Source organism: Streptomyces sp. DSM 106670 (assembly GCF_055792845.1).
Genome location: NZ_CM147704.1, coordinates 6,850,281 through 6,868,946, shown reverse-complemented (window position 1 = coordinate 6,868,946; position 18,666 = coordinate 6,850,281). Strand labels below are relative to the sequence as shown.

Below are 18,666 nucleotides of genomic sequence, written 5' to 3'. Positions count from 1 at the left end.
GAGGGGTGTTCCGCCCGCTCCGGGGGAAGGGAACCTGAGCCGCCGCGCCAGGACCCCACACCTTCCCGAGGAGCTGTGATGCACGACGACCGCACCCTGGTGGAGGGCCGCCTGGAGAGGGCCCTCCACCAGTTCGTCCGCCCGGCCCAGTACGCCGCCCGCGCCCCGCTCGCCCTGTCCGTGTGGCACGTTCCGGGCGAGCCGGTGCCGGTGGCCGAGGCCCTCGGGGCGGACTTCGCGCCGTTCACGGCCGGTACGGAGTGGGGGAAGCCCTGGTCCACCAGCTGGTTCCGGCTCCGGGGGGCGGTGCCCGGGGAGTGGTCGGGGCGCCGGGTGGAGGTGGTCGTCGATCCGGGGTTCACCGGTCAGGGTCCGGGTTTCCAGGCGGAAGGCATGCTGTACGACCATCTGGGCGTCCCTCTCAAGGGTGTTCATCCCCGCAACCGGCACCTGACGCTCGCGGCCCCGGCGGCGGGCGGGGAGCCGGTGGATCTGCTGCTGGAGGCGGCGGCCAATCCGGCGGTCCTGGAGCACGGCTTCGCGCCGACGCCGCTCGGCGATGTGCTGACCGCGGGCGACCGCCCGCTGTACCGCTTCGCCTCCGCCGACCTCGCGGTCCTGGACGAGGAGGTCTGGCATCTGGTCCTGGACATCGAGGTGCTGTCCGAGCTGATGCACGAGCTGCCCGCCGACCGTTCCCGGCGGCACGAGATCCTGCGGGCGCTGGAGTCGATGCTCGACGCGCTGGATCTGCACGACGTCTCCGGCACCGCGGCGGCGGGCCGGGTGGCGCTGGCCGATGTGCTGGCGCGGCCCGCGTCGGCGAGCGCGCACCTGATCTCGGCGACCGGGCACGCGCACATCGACTCGGCCTGGCTGTGGCCGCTGCGGGAGACCGTCCGCAAGGCCTCCCGTACGTTCGCCAATGTCACCGCTCTCGCGCAGGACTACCCGGAGCTGGTCTTCGCCTGCTCGCAGGCCCAGCAGTACGCGTGGGTGAAGGAGCACCAGCCGCACATCTGGGAGCGGATCAAGGAGGCGGTGGCGGCGGGGCAGTGGTCGCCGGTCGGCTCCATGTGGGTGGAATCGGACGCCAATATGCCGGGCGGCGAGGCGCTGGCCCGCCAACTGGTGCACGGCAAACGCTTCTTCACCGAGGAGCTGGGCGTGGACACGGAGGAGATCTGGCTGCCGGACTCCTTCGGCTACACCGCCGCCTTCCCCCAACTGGCCCGACTGGCAGGGGTGAAGTGGTTCCTCACCCAAAAGCTGTCGTGGAACCAGCACAACAGCATGCCGCACCACACCTTCTGGTGGGAGGGCATCGACGGCACCCGGGTCTTCACCCACTTCCCGCCGGTCGACACCTACAACGCGCAGCTCCACGCCCGTGAACTGGCCCATGCGGAGCGCAACTTCGCCGACAAGGGCCGGGCCACGCGTTCGCTGGTGCCGTTCGGCTGGGGCGACGGCGGGGGCGGGCCGACCCGCGAGATGCTGGAGCGGGCCCGTCGGCTGAGGGACCTGGAGGGCTCGCCGCGCGTGACGGTCGAGAAGCCCTCGGCGTTCTTCGCGGCGGCCGAGGAGGAGTACGGGGAGCGGGCGCCCGTCTGGTCGGGCGAGCTGTATCTGGAGCTGCACCGGGCGACGTACACCACCCAGGCGAAGACCAAGCAGGGCAACCGCCGCAGCGAACATCTGCTGCGTGAGGCCGAGTTGTGGGCGACGGCTGCCGCACTGCGCTCGCCTGCCTATTCCTATCCGTACGAACGTCTCGACCGGGTGTGGAAGACGGTGCTGCTGCACCAGTTCCACGACATCCTGCCCGGCTCGTCGATCGCCTGGGTGCACCGCGAGGCGCGCGACACCTATGAGGAGGTGCGCGCCGAGCTGGCGGACGTGGTGGCCGGGGCGGTGACCTCGCTGGGCGCTGCCGAGGGCATGGTGGCGCTCAACTCCTCGCCGTACGACCGGGTTCAGGTGATCGAGCTGGACGCGGAGGCGGCCGGGGTTCTGCCGTCCGGGGCGCGGGTCCAGGAGCTGGGCGGGGGCCGGGCGGCGGTGCTGGCCCGGAGTCCGGGGCTCGGGGCGGGGCTGCTGGACGGTGCGGCGGTCCCGGAGCACCCGGTGACGGCGGAAGCCTCGGATGCGGGTGACATCGTCCTGGACAACGGGCTGCTGCGGGTCGTGGTGGACGGGGACGGGCTGCTCTCGTCGGTCCACGATCCGGTCGCCGGGCGTGAGGCGCTGGTCCCCGGCGCCCGTGCCAACCTCCTCCAGCTGCACCCGGACCACCCCAACCACTGGGACGCCTGGGACATCGACCGGCACTACCTCCGCAGCCGCACCGATCTCACCGCCGCCGATTCCGTGTCACTGGTGGAGGACGGTCCGCTGCGGGCGGCCGTGCGGGTGGTGCGCTCCTTCGGGAAGTCGACCGTGGTGCAGGAGCTGCGGCTCGCGGCGGGGGCCCGGCAGCTCGACATCGACACCGAGGTGGACTGGCAGGAGTCGGAGAAGGTCCTCAAGGCCGCGTTCCCGCTCGATGTGCACGCCGAACGCTCCACGGCCGAGATCCAGTTCGGCCATGTCCACCGGGCGACCCACGACAACACGTCCTGGGACGCGGCCCGTTTCGAGATCTGCGCCCACCGCTGGCTGCGGGTCGCCGAACCGGGCTACGGCATCGCGCTGCTCAACGACGCGACGTACGGCCACGATGTGACCCGCACGCCGCACCCGGACGGTCTCGGCACCACGGTCCGGCTCACGCTGCTGCGCGCCCCGCACAGCCCGGACCCGCACACCGATCTGGGTGTGCACCGCTTCCGCTACGCGCTCGCGCCCGGCGCGGAGGTGACGGACGCGGTACGGGAGGGCCTGGCGCTGAACCTTCCGCTGCGGGCGGCGGTGGCGCCGGCCGTGCCCGCGCTGGTGTCGACGGGGCACCCGGCGGTGACGGTCGAGTCGGTGAAGCTCGCCGAGGACCGGGGCGGGGATGTGATCGTCCGGCTCTACGAGTCGGCGGGCGGCCGGGCGCGGACCCGGCTGAGGGTGTCGTTCCCGGTCGCCGAGGCCCGGATCACCGATCTGCTGGAGCGGCCGCTGCACCCGGCGGACACCGACGAGGACGGGCTGGTCCTCGATCTGCGGCCGTTCCAGATCCTGACGGTGCGCCTGACCCCGGCCTGAGGGTCCTCAAGGACGCGGCACGTTACGGAGGTTGGAGCGGGCCATCTGGAGCATCCGGCCCACTCCGCCGTCGAGCACGATCTTGCTGGCGGAGAGCGCGAAGCCGGTGACCATGTCGGCGCTGATCTTCGGCGGGATGGAGAGCGCGTTCGGATCGGTGACGACGTCGACGAGCGCGGGGCCCTTGTGCTTGAACGCGTCCTTGAGCGCGCTCTGCAGCTGCTTGGGCTTCTCCACGCGTACGCCGTAGGCGCCGGCCGCCCGGGCGATGGCGGCGTAGTCGGTGTTCGCGTTGGTCGTCCCGTACGACGGCAGGCCCGCCACCAGCATCTCCAACTCGACCATGCCCAGCGAGGAGTTGTTGAACAGCACCACCTTCACCGGCAGGTCGTACTGGACGAGCGTGAGGAAGTCGCCCATCAGCATGGAGAATCCGCCGTCGCCGGACATCGCGACGACCTGCCGGCCCAGGTCGGTGAACTGGGCGCCGATCGCCTGCGGCAGGGCGTTGGCCATCGAGCCGTGGCTGAACGAACCGATCACCCGGCGCTTGCCGTTGGGCGTCAGATAGCGGGCGGCCCACACGTTGTTCATGCCGGTGTCGACGGTGAACACGGCGTCCTCGTCGGCCATCTCGTCCAGCACGGAGGCCACGTACTCGGGGTGGATCGGGACGTGCTTCTCGACCTTGCGGGTATAGGCCTTGACCACGCCCTCCAGGGCGTTCGCGTGCTTCTTCAGCATCCGGTCGAGGAACTTGCGGTCGGACTTGGGCTTCACCCGGGGGGTGAGACAGCGCAGGGTCTCGCGCACATCGCCCCAGACGGCGAGGTCGAGCTTGGAGCGGCGGCCCAGGTGCTCGGGACGTACGTCAACCTGGACGATCTTCACATCGTCCGGGAGGAAGGCGTTGTACGGGAAGTCCGTGCCGAGCAGGATGAGGAGGTCGCACTCGTGGGTCGCCTCGTAGGCTGCGCCGTAGCCGAGCAGCCCGCTCATGCCGACGTCGTACGGATTGTCGTACTGGATCCACTCCTTGCCGCGCAGCGCGTGCCCGACCGGTGACTTGATCTTCTCGGCGAACTCCATCACCTCGGCGTGCGCCCCGGCCGTGCCGCTGCCGCAGAACAGCGTCACCCGTTTGGCCTCGTCCACCATGCGGCAGAGCTTGTCGATCTCGTCGTCGCCGGGGCGTACGGTCGGCCGCGCGGTGACGAGGGCGTGCTCGACGGACTTCTCGGGGGCGGGCTTGGAGGCGACGTCGCCCGGCATCGAGACGACACTGACACCGCCGCGCCCGATGGCGTGCTGGATCGCCGTCTGGAGCAGCCTCGGCATCTGCTCCGGGTTGGAGATCATCTCGTTGTAGTGGCTGCACTCCTGGAACAGCAGCTCCGGATGGGTCTCCTGGAAGTAGCCGAGGCCGATCTCGCCGGAGGGGATGTGCGAAGCGAGGGCCAGTACCGGGGCCATGGAGCGGTGCGCGTCGTACAGACCGTTGATCAGGTGCAGATTGCCCGGCCCGCAGGAGCCGGCGCAGGCCGCGAGCGAGCCGGTGACCTGCGCTTCGGCTCCGGCGGCGAAGGCGGCGGTCTCCTCGTGCCGGACGTGGATCCAGTCGATGGCCGAGTTACGCCGGATGGCGTCCACGACGGGGTTCAGGCTGTCGCCGACGACGCCGTACAGGCGCTTGACGCCCGCCCTGGCGAGGATGTCGACGAACTGCTCCGCCAGGTTCTGCTTGGCCATGGGTGCGCGCCCTTCCTTGCCCGTGCTCCGTGCACTTCGGTTGTCCGGGGACCGGAGCGGCGAAACACCGTTCCGCCGGGCTCCGGAACCATCAACCCACGGCGTGCGCGGTTACGCCTCCCAGACGGCGGCGCAGGTGCGGTCGTCGGCGTACCCCTTGATCCGGAGCTGGGTGTCGGCGAGGAAGGCGGGCAGACCGGGCGGCCCTTCGCTCCCCCAGCGCTCGGCCAGCTCACCGGGGAGCGCCGCCTCGCCGCGCATCGGCTCGGCGAGGCCGTTGCTGCACAGCATCAGCGTGTCGCCCGGCCGCGCCACGGAGGCCCGGAAGCGGAAGGGCTCGGCGGGCGGCTGTGCGGGCCCCTCGATGTGCGGGGCCGCGGGCGCGGTGATCTGGAGATCCATGGTCAGCCGGTCCCCGTCGGGTCCTTCCTCCTGCTCGTCGCCCGGCCGCGGGGCGGCGCCGCTCTCCGGGATGAAGGGCTCCAGGTCCTGCCAGAGTCCGTCGCGGAGACGGAAGAGGCCGCCGCTGCCGACGCCGAAGAAGACCCGGGTGCGGCAGTCGGGGTCGGCGGAGAGCAGCAGACAGCGGAGGCTCGCGGTGTACGCGTCCGGTTCGACGCCGAGTTCGGCGGCGCGGGCGCGCAGCTTGCCGTACGTACGGTCGGTGAGCCGGTGCAGCCCGGACTTCAGGTCGCCCCGGCGGCCCGCTCTTATGTCCTCGGAGAGCCGGACGTGGCTGCGGGCGACGGCCCCGCCGATCCAGCGGCAGGCGTCGGCCGCGGCGAGGTGCGCCGCTTCGGCGTCCCGTCTGCCGCCGGCCACGGCGACGAGGACGAGGGCGCTCTCGGCGGCCCCGAAGCGGGCGGTGAGCAGCCCGTCGCGCCGGGGCTCGCCCCGGAAGCGGGCGGAGTCGCCGCGTACGGAGACGGCCCGCAGGGTGTACGTCCCGTACCGCGCGCCGTCCAGGACGGTGTCGGGGACGAGGCCGTCCAGATTCTCCGAGGTGGCGGAAGGCAGGGCGGCGGGCTCGGCGTCATAGGTGGGCGGCCGGTCCCCGAGATGCCCGACGGCAGGCCGGCCGCCGGCACCGTCGGCGAGGTCCGGCAGCCGGTGCAGGGCGCTGGGGTCGGGCGCGAGATCGGGCTCGGGCGGTTCCACCGCCCGCGGCACGGCGAACGTCCGGGGCCCCGACCGCCCGATGGGCGCCTCCCAGGGGGCGGGAAAGGCGGTGGTGCGGGGCGGGGCGGGCGGGAGCGGGGGCGGGGGCGGCGACACGGGTGGGGGCGGGGCAGGTGTGGCGGCCGGGGTGGATGCGGCGGGCCGGGTTCGGCCGGCGGCCGTTGCGGGTTCCGGTGCCGGCCCGGCCTCCGGTGCCGGTGTCGGAGCCGGTACAGCGGAGACAGCCGGTCCGGGCTGCGGCTCCGGCTCCGGCTCCGGGTCGCGCTTCGCATACGGGTCCCAGGCCGACCGCGGGTCCTCAGCCGCTACCGCGACCGGGTCCGCCACCGAGTCCGGAACCGCCACCGGAACAGCGTCCGCCACCGGCCCCGGGTCCTGAGCCCCTACCGAATCCGCCACCGGGTCCAGGTCCGCTCCCGGGACCAGGTGCCGGTCCCCGTCCGGCACCGGATCCGATGCCGGGCCCGGGTCCGGTCCCGGGCCCCGCTGCGCCACCACGGACCGGCCCGGCTCCGGCAGCCGGTACGCGTCCGTCGCGTGCGGGCCCGCGTGACGGTCCGCGTACGGACTCTCGTCGCGCTCCGCGTCCGGTTCCTCGTAGCGGTCCGCGTACGGGTCCTCGTACGCCTCCGCGTACGGGTCCCGGACGGTCTCGCGCACGGTGTCCTGGTCGCGGTGGTCGTCCACCGGTCTGCGCACCGTGTCCGACACGGAGTCGAAGCGGTCGTCGAGGCTGTCGGCCGCGCTGCTGGGACCGGTGTCCGGCGCGGTCTCGTCGTACAGCTTGCGCCACCAGTCGTCCTCGTGGGCGGCGGGCTTCTCCCCCTGCTGACTCATGCCCTTATTGTCCACCGCGAAGGTGCTCCGAAAACGGGGCATCAGGAAAAAGTGGCCCGTAAAAGAGGTCCGCCGGGCGGCCCCCACCCCCCACGGGAAGGGACGCCCGGCGGACCGGTCTCAGTGATCGGCAGGTCAGCGTTTCAGCGCGTCAACCGTTCGTACGAACACCCGATCACCGGGTCAACGGCTCATCGGCCCCGCCGCTTCACCGCACCGCGTACGCGTCGTTGACGGTCTGGACGACGGTGTTGCCGTTCGCGTCGGTCAGTTCCGTCCGCAGGGCGACGGACTTCCCGCCCGCGTCCGCGTGGTCGACGGTCGCGGTCCAGCGGCCGCCCTGCCGCGCGGTGGTGGCCGCGTGCCAGGTCTCGCCGCCGTCGTAGCTGAAGGAGACCTTCGCGCCGGTGAGTTCGCCGGGGGTGTATCCGGCGTGCCCGGTCGCGTCGAGCCCGATCCTCTGGCCGTTCTTCGCGGGCACGGTCTTCATCCCGTCCTCCGGCACGACGTAGCGCGGGAAGAGCAGCGGGAGGCCCTGCGACACCACGTCCGGCTTCCGCTCGGAACGGAACGTCCAGGTGGTCTCGGTCTGCGTGGACCGCTTCCAGACCGCGGCGGGCGAGCCGATCTTCGTGGTCATCATGGTGAGTTCGTACGCGGCGGCCTCGGCGGGCACGTCGAAGACGCCGAACGGATAGCCGCTGCTGCCGACGAGTTCACCGTCGCGCTTGAGCTGCACATTGCCGATGTCGCCGAACGAGCCCTGCTGGCCGATGTGTTCGGAGTCGGTCATGAACGCCGCGGCGACGCCGATCCGATCGCCCTGCCGCTCACCGGCGAGCGCCTCCTCACCCTGCGCGTCGCGCGGGGCGCCGGGGACCAGCAGCCCCCGGTACCACTCCTCCGTCGTGGCCCGGCCCGCCCGGTACGTACGGGCGTCGCCCGTCATCAGCTCACCCCAGGGGAAGCTGGAGGAGAGCATCTTCTGCCAGCCGGTGTCGCCCGCCGTGTAGTACTCGGTGCGCTTTCCGGGGGCGGAGACCAGGGCGAGCGAGGACGCGGCGAAGGTCGCGCCGTAGGGGCGGGAGACCAGGAGCGTGTCGACGTAGTCGGCGGCCACGCCCATGGCCGCGTGGGTGGAGACGACCGAACCGAGCTTCTTGTCACGGACCTTGTAGGTGCGGTCCGAGGTGATCTGCCCCTGCTCCGGGAAGGAGAGGTTGTAGACGAACGGGCTGACGGCCGTGGCCGTCCAGGAGACCTCCGCCTCGCCCTTGCCCAGTGCCTTCTTCAGCACGGCGGCCTCGTCGGCGCGCAGTCCGAGGACCGGCAGGGGCGCGGCCCCGTAGCCGAGGGACGGCTGCCAGTCGCCGGCCGACGGCCGGTGCACCAGGAGCGCGGTGGCCCCGGCTGCCTCTGCGGCCCGTGCCTGGGTGAGGACGGCCGAGGAGTCGTCGCCGACCTTCACCAGGGCGATCCGCCCCTTCGCTCCGGCGGCCTCCAGCTCGGCGGCGCTGCCCGCACCGGCGTCGACGACCTCGGCGCGGCCGGCGCCGTCCAGGTTGACCGAGCCCGTGGTGGCGGGCCGGGGGTGCAGGGCCGCTCCGCCGACGAGGGCGAACTTCTGGATCTGCGGGGCGTAGGCGCGCCAGAACGAGGCGAACTCGAAGTCCCCGTCACGTGCTTTGCCCTGGACGTCGACCAGGTAGTCCTTGACGATCCCGGTGCCGGAGATGGACCCGGAGTGCAGCCAGGTGTCGTCCCAGGAGCGCCCGAACGCGAGGGTCGCGCCGCGTGTCTCGGCGGCCCTGTCCTCGGTCCGCACCTTCAGGCGGTGGGCTTTGCGGGCGTCGAGGACGAGCGTGGTGTCCTTGGTGAGGTTGAGCTGAGGGCGTGCCAGATAGCCGACGGAGCCGACGAGTTGCCCGGTCGCGTCGGTGGTGTCGGGCGTGGCGATGAAGCTGGAGACGAAGTACGCCCCGGGCCGGACCCGGTAGGTCTGGTCGGTGGCGCCCTCGTTGAAGCGGCGTTCGCCGGACGCGGTGTCGGTGCCGATGAGGTCGAGGGAGGAGACGCCGTCGGCGGGCTTGCCGGTGCGGTCGACGAGCTTGACGCGCAGGGTGACCGTCTCCGGCTCCACGTACAGCGAGAACGGTGTGGAGACCCGCACTCCGCCGGAGGCCGTGGCGAGGACGCGGCCGGTGACGTCGCCGTACTGCGCGGCGGTCAGCCGGGCGTCCGGGTCGAGGGCGAGCGGCACCTCGACGGTCGCCCCCGCGGGCACGGTGACGGACGTCCGGCCGAGCGAGGCGACCTTGGATCCGACGGCCGAGCCGTCGTTGCCGGTGACGCCCGCGACCTTCAGCGAGAGCTTCACGGCCTTGCCGCCGGTGTTGGTGTACGGCACGGCGACGGTGGTGCGATCGCTCTTGTCCTGCGGCCAGTTGAAGGTGCCGCCCTGCACGGCCGGTGCGCCGAGCACGGGCGTACGGATCGCGCGGTCGACGTCGAGACGGCCGCCTCCGGTCTCGCGTACGTCACCGGGGACGGCACTGTGCGCCGAGGAGACGAGGGCCGCCTTGAGCTGCTGGGCGGTCCACTCGGGGTGGCGCTGCTTCACCACGGCCGCGGCGCCCGCGACATGCGGGGTCGCCATCGACGTACCGGACATGGAGCGGTACGCCTGTGAGCCCCGGCCGCCCGCGGCGGCGGCGGAGATCGCGACGCCCGGCGCGGCGATCTCGGGCTTGAGGGTGTGCGAGACGATCGCGGGGCCGCGGCTCGAGAAGTTCGCGGTGGAGTCGTCGCGGTCGACCGCGCCCACGGTCAGCACGCCGGGGGCGCAGCCGGGCGAGGAGACGGTGTTCAGGGACGGGCCGAGGTTTCCGGCGGCGACCACGAACAACGTGTCCTTGTTCTTGCCGAGTTCGGTGGCGGCCAGGCTCATCGGGTCGGTGCAGTCGGTCGGTTCGGCGCTGCCGAGGCTCATGGAGACGACGTCGGCCTTGTGGTCGACGGCCCACTCCATGCCCGCGATGATCCAGGAAGCGGCGCCGGAGCCGCTGTCGTTGAGGACCTTGCCGACCAGCAGATCGGTGCCGGGCGCCACGCCCTTGTTCTTCCCTTCGCTCGCCGCGCCGGAGCCGCCGACGGTGGACGCGACATGGGTGCCGTGGCCCTGGCGGTCCTCGGTGTCGGCGGAGTCGGTGAAGTTCTCCGATGCGGTGATCCGGCCCTGGAGATCGGGGTGTTCGGCGTCGGCCCCGGTGTCCAGGACGGCGACCTTGGTGCCGGTGCCGTCGTAGCCGGCCGCCCAGGCGAGGTCCGCGCCGACCTGCTTCGTCGACTTGTCGAGACTGGCCTGAACCTTGCGGTCGAGCCAGAGCTTCTTGAGCCCGGAGCCCGACCGGGAGCGGGGTGCGGTGAGGTCGGCCCAGAAGGCGGCGGCCTTCTTCTTGTCGGCCTTCAGCGCGAGTCCGCCGATGATGTCGAGGGCCGCTCCCCGCTCGGCCCCGCGCGGGGTGACGAGGGTGCGGCGGGCGGTGTCGCCCGTGTACGTGGCGATCAGCGGGACGGCGTCGGTGCGGCTGTCGTCGTAGCCCTGGCGGATCAGCCCGGTGACGTTGAACAGCTCCTCGTCCACGGTGCCCGCGGCGAGCGCGGACACGGCGGACTCGGGGTAGACGTACAGGTCCGGGCCGGACTGCCGGGTCTGGACGAGCGGGACGGTGCCGTCCTCGCGGGGCAGGGCGGTGGCGGTGGCCGCGCCCGAGGCGTCCGTGGTCACCAGCACCGTGTCGCCGGTGACGAGCGTCAGCGTGACGGGCTTCGACCCCTCGGCGGCGGCCGCGCTTCCGGTGATCGGTCTGTTCGCGGGCCGCTCGTCCGGTGGCGCGGCCACCGACGGCGCGATCACGGTGACGGCGAGCACGGCGGCGGTCGCCGCTCCGAGTGCCGTACGCGATATCGGGCGCATCGCTCTCCCCAGGTCATTCCGGAACGAAGCAGCCCAAGAGGCCGCATCCCGGAGGTTGTTGGTGCTGCGGTGGCGCCACAGTGGCAGAGGGTCCAGGGGTACAGGGGATGATGTGGGCGGCGGGTTTACGCCGTGGCCCTTTCCCGCCACCCAGGACCCCGCCGCAGGGGCGCCGTGATGCGCGATCACCACACCAGGGGAGGTCGGGAGAATGCTGGGGGCCATAGGTCTCGACGAGAGGCAGGAGAGCGCGTACCGCGCGCTCGTCGCCGCGGGAGCCGCGGAGCTCACCGATCTCGCACACCGGCTGGCGCTGTCGGAGGCGGAGGCCGAGCGCGTGCTGCGACGGCTGGAGCAGCAGGGTCTGGCCGCCCAGTCCTCGGCCCGTCCCGGCCGCTGGGTGGCGGCGCCGCCCGGTGTGGCGCTGGGCGCGCTGCTGATCCAGCAGCGGCACGAGCTGGAGCAGGCGGAGCTGGCGTCCGCGCTGCTCGCCGAGGAGTACCGGGCCGAGGCGAGCGAACCGGCGGTGCACGATCTGGTGGAGGTGGTGACGGGGGCGAGCGCCGTCGCGCAGCGCTTCCACCAGTTGCAGCTGGGGGCGGTGTCCGAGGTGTGCGCCCTGGTGACGGGCAAGCCGATCGCGGTGACCGGGATGGAGAACGAGTCCGAGGAGCGGGCCACCTCGCGCGGGGTGAGCTACCGGGTGGTGGTCGAGCGGGAGGTGCTGTCGACGCCGTTCGGGATCCTGGAGCTGTCGGCGGCGCTGAGCCGGGACGAGCAGTGCCGGGTGGTGGACCGGGTGCCGACGAAGCTGGTGGTCGCCGACGGGAGCCTCGCGATGGTCCCGCTGACCGGTCGCGGCGAGGAGCCCGCCGCCCTGGTCGTGCACGCCAGCGGACTGCTGGAATCGCTGATGGGCCTGTTCGAGGCGGTGTGGCGGGAGGCGATGCCGCTGCGGCTGGGCGAGGGCGGCGGCGGGGTGCGCGAGGACGGGGTCGGGCCGGATCCGACGGACCTGGAGATCCTGTCGCTGCTGCTGGCGGGGCTGACGGACGCCAGTGTGGCCAAGCAGCTGGATCTGGGGCTGCGGACCGTGCAGCGCCGGGTCAAGGGCCTGATGGAGCTGACCGGGGTCTCCACCCGGCTCCAGCTGGGCTGGCACGCGTACGAGCGTGGCTGGGTGGCCCGTACCGGGCCGGCCTGAGGCGTACCGCCCGGGGCGGCATCGGCGCAGGTGGCCGTGGGTGGCCGGGGTGTGCTGACGGGCGGAGCGGGGCACTCTCCGGCAGGCTGGTCAGATGAGTGTGTGGCAGCTCGTCGCCGTGGGCCTGGTCATGCTGCTGGGTCTGGTCGGGGTGCTGGTGCCGGGCGTGCCGGGTCAGGCGATCGTCTGGGCGGCGGTGCTGTGGTGGGCGCTGACGGACATGACACCGGCGGCCTGGGGTGTCCTGATCGGCGCGACGGCGCTGATGCTGCTGAACCAGGCCCTCAAACCGCTGCTGCCGCCGCGCCGCCCGGGTGAGTCGGGGGCGCCGCGCCGGACGTTGATGATCGGTGGGGTGGCGGGGATCGTGGGCTTCTTCGTGGTGCCCGTGGTGGGCGGGATCCTCGGGTACGTGGGGGCCATCTTCGGCGCGGAGCGGCTGCGTCTGGGCAGTCGCGGCGCGGGCTGGGCGTCGGTGCGCTCGGTGATGCGGGCGACGGGCTACGCGGTGCTGGTGGAGCTGTTCTGCTGCCTGCTGGTGGCGGGCGCCTGGCTGGGCGCGGTGCTCTGGTCCTGACCGGAGCCCCTTCGGCGGCCGGGGCCGGGCAAGGTCAGGCCGGGACCGCCGTCTCCGCCGCACCCGCCGCCTCCAGGTGGCGGACGGCGTAGGAGCGCCAGGGCCGCCACCGCTCCGCGCCCGGCGTTCCGTACGGGTCGACGTCGGGGTCGCCGAGCGCCCGCAGCCGGATCAGGGCGGCGGTGCGGCGGCCGATGCCGGGCAGCGTCAGCAGCGTCCGTTCCGCCTCGTCCCGGTCGGCCCCGGCGTCCAGCCGCAGCCGGCCGTCGGCGAGCGCGGCGGCCAGGCCCGCGAGCACCGGATCCTCGGCGGAACCGGCGAGCACGTCCGGCTCCGGGAACACATGGGTGAGCCCGCCGCACGGCACGTCCAGCGCCTTCCCGTACCGCTCGACCAGCTCCGCGGCGTCCGCGCGCCCCAGCAGGGTCCGCAGCGCGGCCTCCTCCGGGTCGGCCGCGCCCGGCGAGCGCAGCCCGGGGCGGGCGGCGACCAGCGGGGCGAGCCGGGGGTCGGCGGCCAGGGCCTCGTCCACGGCGTACGGATCGGCGTCCAGGTCGAACAGGCGGCGGACCCGCTGGACGGCGGTGGTCAGATCGCGCAGGTCGGTGAGCTGGACCCGGGCCTCCAGCCAGGGGCCGCCGGGCGACGCCTCGTCGACCGCGACGAGCCCGGTGCCGTACGGCAGCCGCAGGGTGCGCCGGTAGGTGCGGCGGCCGGGCGGGCCCGCCACCTCCTCCACCCGCGTGACCGCCTCGGCGGCCAGCAGGTCGAACAGGGCGCCGGTGGCGTACGGGCCCCGATGGGCGAGCCGCAGCGGGATCCCGGCCCGCAGCCCCTCGCAGCGCCCGCCGCCCAGCCCCGTACCGGCCTCGGCCCGCAGGGCGCTGGGGGTGCGGGCGTAGATCTGCCGGATGGTGTCGTTGAACTGCCGGACACTGGCGAACCCGGCGGCGAAGGCGATCTCGGTGACCGGCAGCCCGGTGGTCTGGAGGAGCACCCGGGCGGTGTGGGAGCGCTGGGCCCGGGCGAGCGCGACGGGTCCGGCGCCCAGCTCGGCGTTGAGCTGGCGCTGGACCTGCCGGGCGCTGTAGCCGAGCCGCCCGGCGAGTCCGGGGACGCCTTCGCGGTCCACGACGCCGTCGCCGATCAGCCGCACGGCCCGGCCGACGACGTCCGCGCGGACGTTCCACTCGGCGGAGCCGGGCACTGCGTCCGGGCGGCAGCGGCGGCAGGCCCGGAAGCCGCCCGCCTGGGCCGCCGCCGCGGTGGGGTAGAAGCGCACGTTGGCGCGTTTGGGGGTGACGGCGGGGCAGCTCGGCCGGCAGTAGATGCCGGTGGTCACGACGGCGAAGAAGAACGCGCCGTCGAACCGTGCGTCGCGGCTGCTCACCGCCTCGTACCTGGTCCGTTCGTCCATCACACCGTCCAGTGTGCGGCAGCCGGGGCCGCCGCACTCGCGGAATTCGGACGTCGAACCCGTACGCTCCGGGCTACCGCACCCGGCCGCGCTTGGCCTGCATGGCCGCGCGCCCCTCCGCGCCCTTGCGCTTCCAGTCCCGCAGGATCTCGGCGCGTACCCGGGCATCGGTCTTGGCGACGATCCGCTGGTTCTCGCGGATCAGCTTGCGGTAGCTCTCCAGCCGCCGCTCGGGCAGGGTTCCGTCCGCCAGGGCGCCGAGGACCGCGCACCCCGGTTCGGCCTCGTGGGCGCAGTCGTGGAACCGGCACTCCGCGGCCAGCTCCTCGATCTCGGAGAACACCTCGCCGACCCCGGTCGCGGCGTCGAAGAGGCCGACCCCCCGCAGCCCGGGGGTGTCGATGAGGACGCCCCCGTGCGGCAGGAGCAGGAGGTTGCGGGTCGTGGTGGTGTGCCGGCCCTTGCCGTCGATGTCACGGGCGGCCCGCACCTCCATCACGTCCATGCCGAGCAGGGTGTTGGCCAGGGTGGACTTGCCCGCTCCGGAGACGCCGAGCAGCACACTGGTGCCACCGGAGACGACGGCCCCGAGGATGTCGAGCCCCTCGCCCGTGGTGGAGCTGACGGGCAGCACCTGGACGCCGGGGGCGATCGCCTCGATGTCCTGGACGAGGTGGGACAGGGTGACCGCGTCGGGCACCAGGTCGGCCTTGGTGAGGACCACGATCGGCTGGGGCCGGTACGCCCCGCCGGAGCCGTCGCCCAGCAGCGCGGCGCCCTCCGAACTGGACAGGGCGAGCGCGAGGAACCGCTCGACCCGCCCGAGGTCCAGCTCGACGGCGAGCGAGACGCAGATGGCGATGTGGTCGATGTTGGTGGCGAGCACCTGGCCCTCGGACCGCTGCGACGAGGTCGAGCGGACGAAGGCGGTCCGGCGCGGCAGCAGCGTACGGACGAAGCGCGGGTCGCCGTCCGCGTCGAGCGCCACCCAGTCGCCGGTGCAGACGATCCGCATCGGGTCACGCGGCACCACGAACGCGGTGTCGGCGCGGACCGTACCGTCGGCGGTGATCACGTCGCACTGACCGCGATCCACCCGCACGACCCGCCCCGGCACGAGCCCCTGCCGGGCGTACGGGGAGAAGGCGGCCGCCCAGTCCTCGTCCCAGCCGTACGGAGTCAGCGGGTGCGAGGAAGAGACGGCGGAAGAAGAGAGGGAAGGAAACGAGAAAGACAAGGGAAACCCTTCACAGGGTGGCCCCGGCACGCGCGCTCGGCGCGGATGAAGGAGAGAAGTGGTCAGCCGGTGGCCACGGGGATGAGGACGATGCTCTTCCGGTTGTGGGCAGTGCCCATCGCAGCGACAGTCATCAATGTCCTCACCTCCTGATTCCTCTGGTTCCGGCTTCCGGCGGAACGGTGATCACCCTAGCCCGGCCCCCGGGAGCAGCGTCAACCGATTTATCCGGGCCCACGGTCGAGGGATGTTCGGTCAGGCGCTTTCGCGAGGGATAACCGCAATCTCCCTCGATCGGGTGATACGCATGCATGGGGCCCGGTTCGTGGCCGTTAAGGTGCCGAGCATGACCACACCCCAGGGCTCCACCGTCACGTTCACACAGGCCCAGTTGGGCACCCAGATCCTGATCGGCTGGAGCGGCCGGCAGCCCGACGCCGACCAGGACACCGCCTTCCTCCTCGCCTACTCGCTGGGCGACGGGAAGGACGGTCCGGTGGTCGGACGCGAGGCCATGCGCGCCGCACTGGAGCGCGCGGGCCTCCAGGTCGGCGGCGCGATCCAGGACGCGGCCGAGACCCCGGGCATCCAGGCGAAGCTCCTCGTCCAGGCGGGCCGGGCCGTCCTGACACTGCCTCACCTCACGGCGCAGTACCCCGCCCCCGCGGAGTGGCTGGCCGCCGCTCAGGCGCAGGGTCAGGTGTACGGGATGTTCGCCACCAGCCCGTGGCCGGAGGCCGTTCCCGGGCAGCCGGTCAGCGAGGACCGGCTGCGGGCCTTCGCCGCCGACGAGGAGGTCGTCCGCACCGCCGCCCACTGCCTGCTCCCGGTCCGCTCCCTGGGCTGAGCCCACAACCCCGCCGCTCCGCACGAACAACGAGGCCCACCACCCCCCGTGGAGTGGTGGGCCTCGCCCGTGCCGCGAAAACGAGGACGGGCGGCCCGGAGTGTGATCTCCGGACCGCCCGCGCTCGGTACGTCAGTTGTTGCCGACGCCGTTGCCCGAGAGGACCGGGATGTCGTCCAGGACGTGCGACAGCGGCTCGTCGCCCTTGGCCTGGGTGGAGTTGTCGGCGCACTGCTGGTTCTGCGGGTTGGACAGGACGTTGATGTCCTGGACCGCGACCGGCACGAGGCCGACGAGCGAACCGACGTTGGCCTTGGCCGGCAGGCCGATGCAGAGCTTGTTCAGCGTGCCCTGCACGAGCTGGTTCTGCGGGCTCCAGTCACCCTTGGTCTCGGCGTTGCCGAACTCCTGCTCGGCGCCGTTGCCGTTGACCGTGGTGGTGCCACCGTCGTTGCCGATCGCCATGGCCGTGGGAGCCGCGGCTGCGGACAGACCGAGCAGGGACACAGCCACTGCCGCGCCGGCCATCATCTTCTTCATCAAGCTTCACCTTTCGGAACGTCCCGTTGTGGAACGCACTGATCAACCGACGCGGACCGCGATCGGTTGCGCAGTACCACTCAAATGGGTTCGATCCGGCGCAAGGTCGACGCCGTCGTTCACGTCCCGGCGGCCTCGTCCGAGGAACGGGCCGCCGGGACGAAGCCGGTGCGGGCGGCGGCCGGCTGCCGGGGGGCCTCCGGCAGGGGGTCGTGTCCGGAGGCCCGCCACTCGGCGACGAGCCGGTCGTAGATCGGCGTGCCGCTCGGTGCGGGCTGCTGCTCTCTGCGCTGCGGGGGCTGACTGCCGTACGGATCCATGGAGGTGCACTACCCGGGCACGGACGGACCGTCAGCAGGCGCTACGGCATCCGGCCCAACCGCCCGTCCTCGCGCGGGATACGTCCGCACACGCCGAAGGGCCAGCCCGTCCGGTCCGGCGAAGAACGGTCGCCGTACGGAGGGACTGGCCCCGGGGTCGTGCCGGGTGGCGTCAGTTGTTGGCGGCGCCGTTGCCCGAGAGGATCGGGATGTTGTCCAGGATGTGCGACAGAGCCTCGTCACCCTTGGCCTGGGTGGAGTTCTCGGTGCACTGCTGGTTCTGCGGGGAGGACAGGACGTTGATGTCCTGGACCGCGACCGGCACGACGCCGACGAGGGAGCCGAGGTTCGCCTTGGCGGGCAGGCCGATGCAGGGCTTGTTCAGCGAGCCCTGGATGAGCGCGAACTGCGGGCTCCAGTCGCCGTGGGTGGCGGAGTTGCCGTAGGCCTGCGAGGCGCCGTTGCCGTTGATCGACGTGGTGCCGCCGTCGTTGCCGATGGCCATGGCGGAGGGGGCGGCCGCAGCGGAGGCACCGACGACCGAGGCAGCGACGGCTGCCGAGGCCATAATCTTCTTGATCATGAAAAGCCCTTCTGGATGAAACGTGTGCCCGCCTGTCCGGAGCGATCTGATCAACTCGTTCCGGCGGGGTCTGGTTATGCCCATTCACTCGAACGGTGCCTTTCCTTCCGGGTGTCCACGATTTCGGGTGGCCACGAGAAGGAAGAACGCACCGGGAAGGGGATCGGCGAAAGCCGGTGGAGCCGCCGTCCTGGACGGTCAGCCGCCGAGGGGCACTCCGCCGAGCAGCGGGGCCGCACCTCCGGCCACCCCGGTGGCCTCGCCCGCCAGCTTGCCGACCGTGCCGTCCTTCGAGACCGTCTCGGTGGTGTCGCCGACGGTCTCGACCAGCGGGTCCACGACCTGCGGGGCACTGGCCATGACCTGGTTGAGACCGCGGTCGAGGCTGAAGTTGGGGGCCGTGACGTCAGTAGCGGCGAAGGCGGGAGCAGCCGCTCCGAGGGCGGCCACGGAACCGGCAACGAGCGCGGCGGTCTTCGCGTACTTCACTGGGAATCCCTTCTGCGCGGCATCTGTTTCGGTCACGTTCCCGTGCCGCACACAAGCCTTCTTTACCTGTGACTTCTGCCGCTTTCTCCTTGAATAACGATCAGGTCGCATTCTGGAAACTGCGGGGCGGCGGTTTTCTCCGACGGCGCACGAAAAGGGCCCCGGACGGCGAATGCCGTACGGGGCCCACCGGTTACGGGCGCGTGGCCCGGCCGGTCAGAGGTTCACTTGTTGATGCAGGTGTTGCCGAAGGCCGGGTTCAGCACACCGACCAGGTTGACGGTGTTGCCGCAGACGTTCACCGGAATGTTGATCGGGGCCTGGAGGATGTTGCCCGACAGCACACCCGGGGAGTGCGCGGCGACGGCCTCGGCGCCCGAGTCGGCCATGGCCGGCGCGGCGGCGCCCATCGCCATGAGCGTTCCTGCGGCGACGGCGGCAATCTTGGTGTACTTCACTTTTCTTCCCTTTCCTCGGCGGAGTCCGGTGCGGTCACGACATTCGTGCCGCACGAGCCGG

At 72.4% G+C, this 18,666-nt stretch carries 14 protein-coding genes; 4 read left to right on the top strand and 10 right to left on the bottom strand.

Going from position 1 to position 18,666, the window contains the following annotated elements:
- Positions 1-78: 78 nt before the first annotated feature.
- The gene (locus ACSMXR_RS30395) at positions 79-3,192 is read left to right on the top strand and encodes an alpha-mannosidase (protein WP_473170343.1); all 3,114 of its coding nucleotides are present in this window, start codon (positions 79-81) and stop codon (positions 3,190-3,192) included.
- A 6-nt stretch (positions 3,193-3,198) separates the two neighbouring features.
- Here ACSMXR_RS30395 and ACSMXR_RS30390 read toward each other — a convergent pair whose 3' ends face one another.
- The 3 genes from ACSMXR_RS30390 to ACSMXR_RS30380 form a co-directional block, all read right to left on the bottom strand.
- On the bottom strand, positions 3,199-4,941 hold the full coding sequence (locus tag ACSMXR_RS30390) for a pyruvate dehydrogenase (RefSeq protein WP_137234093.1): 1,743 nt from the start codon (positions 4,939-4,941) through the stop codon (positions 3,199-3,201).
- A gap of 111 nt (positions 4,942-5,052) precedes the next feature.
- Positions 5,053-6,957: a protein phosphatase 2C domain-containing protein gene (locus tag ACSMXR_RS30385; RefSeq protein ID WP_473170342.1), complete on the bottom strand. Its 1,905-nt coding sequence runs from the start codon at positions 6,955-6,957 to the stop codon at positions 5,053-5,055.
- 208 nt (positions 6,958-7,165) lie between these two features.
- Positions 7,166-10,933 carry a S8 family peptidase gene (locus tag ACSMXR_RS30380; protein ID WP_473170341.1) on the bottom strand — a complete coding sequence of 1,256 codons (3,768 nt, stop codon included), beginning with the start codon at positions 10,931-10,933 and terminating at the stop codon, positions 7,166-7,168.
- Between the two features lie 211 nt (positions 10,934-11,144).
- Here ACSMXR_RS30380 and ACSMXR_RS30375 point away from each other — a divergent pair, with 211 nt between their 5' ends.
- Together ACSMXR_RS30375 and ACSMXR_RS30370 are read left to right on the top strand one after the other, a co-directional pair.
- On the top strand, positions 11,145-12,137 hold the full coding sequence (locus tag ACSMXR_RS30375) for a helix-turn-helix transcriptional regulator (protein ID WP_086779441.1): 993 nt from the start codon (positions 11,145-11,147) through the stop codon (positions 12,135-12,137).
- A 94-nt stretch (positions 12,138-12,231) separates the two neighbouring features.
- On the top strand, positions 12,232-12,714 hold the full coding sequence (locus ACSMXR_RS30370) for a DUF456 domain-containing protein (RefSeq protein ID WP_137230709.1): 483 nt from the start codon (positions 12,232-12,234) through the stop codon (positions 12,712-12,714).
- Between the two features lie 34 nt (positions 12,715-12,748).
- Here the strand turns inward: ACSMXR_RS30370 and ACSMXR_RS30365 are convergent, their stop codons facing one another.
- Positions 12,749-14,131, bottom strand: coding sequence for a DNA-3-methyladenine glycosylase 2 family protein (locus ACSMXR_RS30365; protein WP_473172464.1), 1,383 nt, complete (start codon positions 14,129-14,131; stop codon positions 12,749-12,751).
- 73 nt (positions 14,132-14,204) lie between these two features.
- On the bottom strand, positions 14,205-15,368 hold the full coding sequence (gene rsgA / locus ACSMXR_RS30360) for a ribosome small subunit-dependent GTPase A (RefSeq protein WP_473170340.1): 1,164 nt from the start codon (positions 15,366-15,368) through the stop codon (positions 14,205-14,207).
- 346 nt (positions 15,369-15,714) lie between these two features.
- Between rsgA and ACSMXR_RS30355 the strand changes: the two genes are divergently transcribed.
- Positions 15,715-16,215 carry a DUF5949 family protein gene (locus tag ACSMXR_RS30355; protein WP_103508458.1) on the top strand — a complete coding sequence of 167 codons (501 nt, stop codon included), beginning with the start codon at positions 15,715-15,717 and terminating at the stop codon, positions 16,213-16,215.
- A 132-nt stretch (positions 16,216-16,347) separates the two neighbouring features.
- Here ACSMXR_RS30355 and ACSMXR_RS30350 read toward each other — a convergent pair whose 3' ends face one another.
- From ACSMXR_RS30350 to ACSMXR_RS30330, 5 genes are all read right to left on the bottom strand, one after another.
- Entirely contained in the window at positions 16,348-16,755 is a 408-nt protein-coding gene (locus tag ACSMXR_RS30350) for a rodlin (protein ID WP_030083890.1), read from the bottom strand.
- A 119-nt stretch (positions 16,756-16,874) separates the two neighbouring features.
- The gene (locus ACSMXR_RS30345) at positions 16,875-17,075 is read right to left on the bottom strand and encodes a hypothetical protein (protein WP_218524280.1); all 201 of its coding nucleotides are present in this window, start codon (positions 17,073-17,075) and stop codon (positions 16,875-16,877) included.
- A 172-nt stretch (positions 17,076-17,247) separates the two neighbouring features.
- Positions 17,248-17,658, bottom strand: coding sequence for a rodlin (locus ACSMXR_RS30340; RefSeq protein ID WP_137230698.1), 411 nt, complete (start codon positions 17,656-17,658; stop codon positions 17,248-17,250).
- 198 nt (positions 17,659-17,856) lie between these two features.
- Complete coding sequence (locus ACSMXR_RS30335; protein ID WP_030083884.1) at positions 17,857-18,147, bottom strand: hypothetical protein; 291 nt, start codon at positions 18,145-18,147, stop codon at positions 17,857-17,859.
- A gap of 224 nt (positions 18,148-18,371) precedes the next feature.
- Positions 18,372-18,605 carry a chaplin gene (locus ACSMXR_RS30330; protein ID WP_137230696.1) on the bottom strand — a complete coding sequence of 78 codons (234 nt, stop codon included), beginning with the start codon at positions 18,603-18,605 and terminating at the stop codon, positions 18,372-18,374.
- Between the last annotated feature and the right edge of the window lie 61 nt (positions 18,606-18,666).

Bases quoted from the DNA above. Each gene is read 5' to 3' on its own strand.
- ACSMXR_RS30395 (WP_473170343.1), top strand. From the start codon at position 79: ATGCACGACGACCGCACCCTGGTGGAGGGCCGCCTGGAGAGGGCCCTC.
- ACSMXR_RS30390 (WP_137234093.1), bottom strand. From the start codon at position 4,941: ATGGCCAAGCAGAACCTGGCGGAGCAGTTCGTCGACATCCTCGCCAGG.
- ACSMXR_RS30385 (WP_473170342.1), bottom strand. From the start codon at position 6,957: ATGAGTCAGCAGGGGGAGAAGCCCGCCGCCCACGAGGACGACTGGTGG.
- ACSMXR_RS30380 (WP_473170341.1), bottom strand. From the start codon at position 10,933: ATGCGCCCGATATCGCGTACGGCACTCGGAGCGGCGACCGCCGCCGTG.
- ACSMXR_RS30375 (WP_086779441.1), top strand. From the start codon at position 11,145: ATGCTGGGGGCCATAGGTCTCGACGAGAGGCAGGAGAGCGCGTACCGC.
- ACSMXR_RS30370 (WP_137230709.1), top strand. From the start codon at position 12,232: ATGAGTGTGTGGCAGCTCGTCGCCGTGGGCCTGGTCATGCTGCTGGGT.
- ACSMXR_RS30365 (WP_473172464.1), bottom strand. From the start codon at position 14,131: ATGGACGAACGGACCAGGTACGAGGCGGTGAGCAGCCGCGACGCACGG.
- ACSMXR_RS30355 (WP_103508458.1), top strand. From the start codon at position 15,715: ATGACCACACCCCAGGGCTCCACCGTCACGTTCACACAGGCCCAGTTG.
- ACSMXR_RS30350 (WP_030083890.1), bottom strand. From the start codon at position 16,755: ATGAAGAAGATGATGGCCGGCGCGGCAGTGGCTGTGTCCCTGCTCGGT.
- ACSMXR_RS30345 (WP_218524280.1), bottom strand. From the start codon at position 17,075: ATGGATCCGTACGGCAGTCAGCCCCCGCAGCGCAGAGAGCAGCAGCCC.
- ACSMXR_RS30340 (WP_137230698.1), bottom strand. From the start codon at position 17,658: ATGATCAAGAAGATTATGGCCTCGGCAGCCGTCGCTGCCTCGGTCGTC.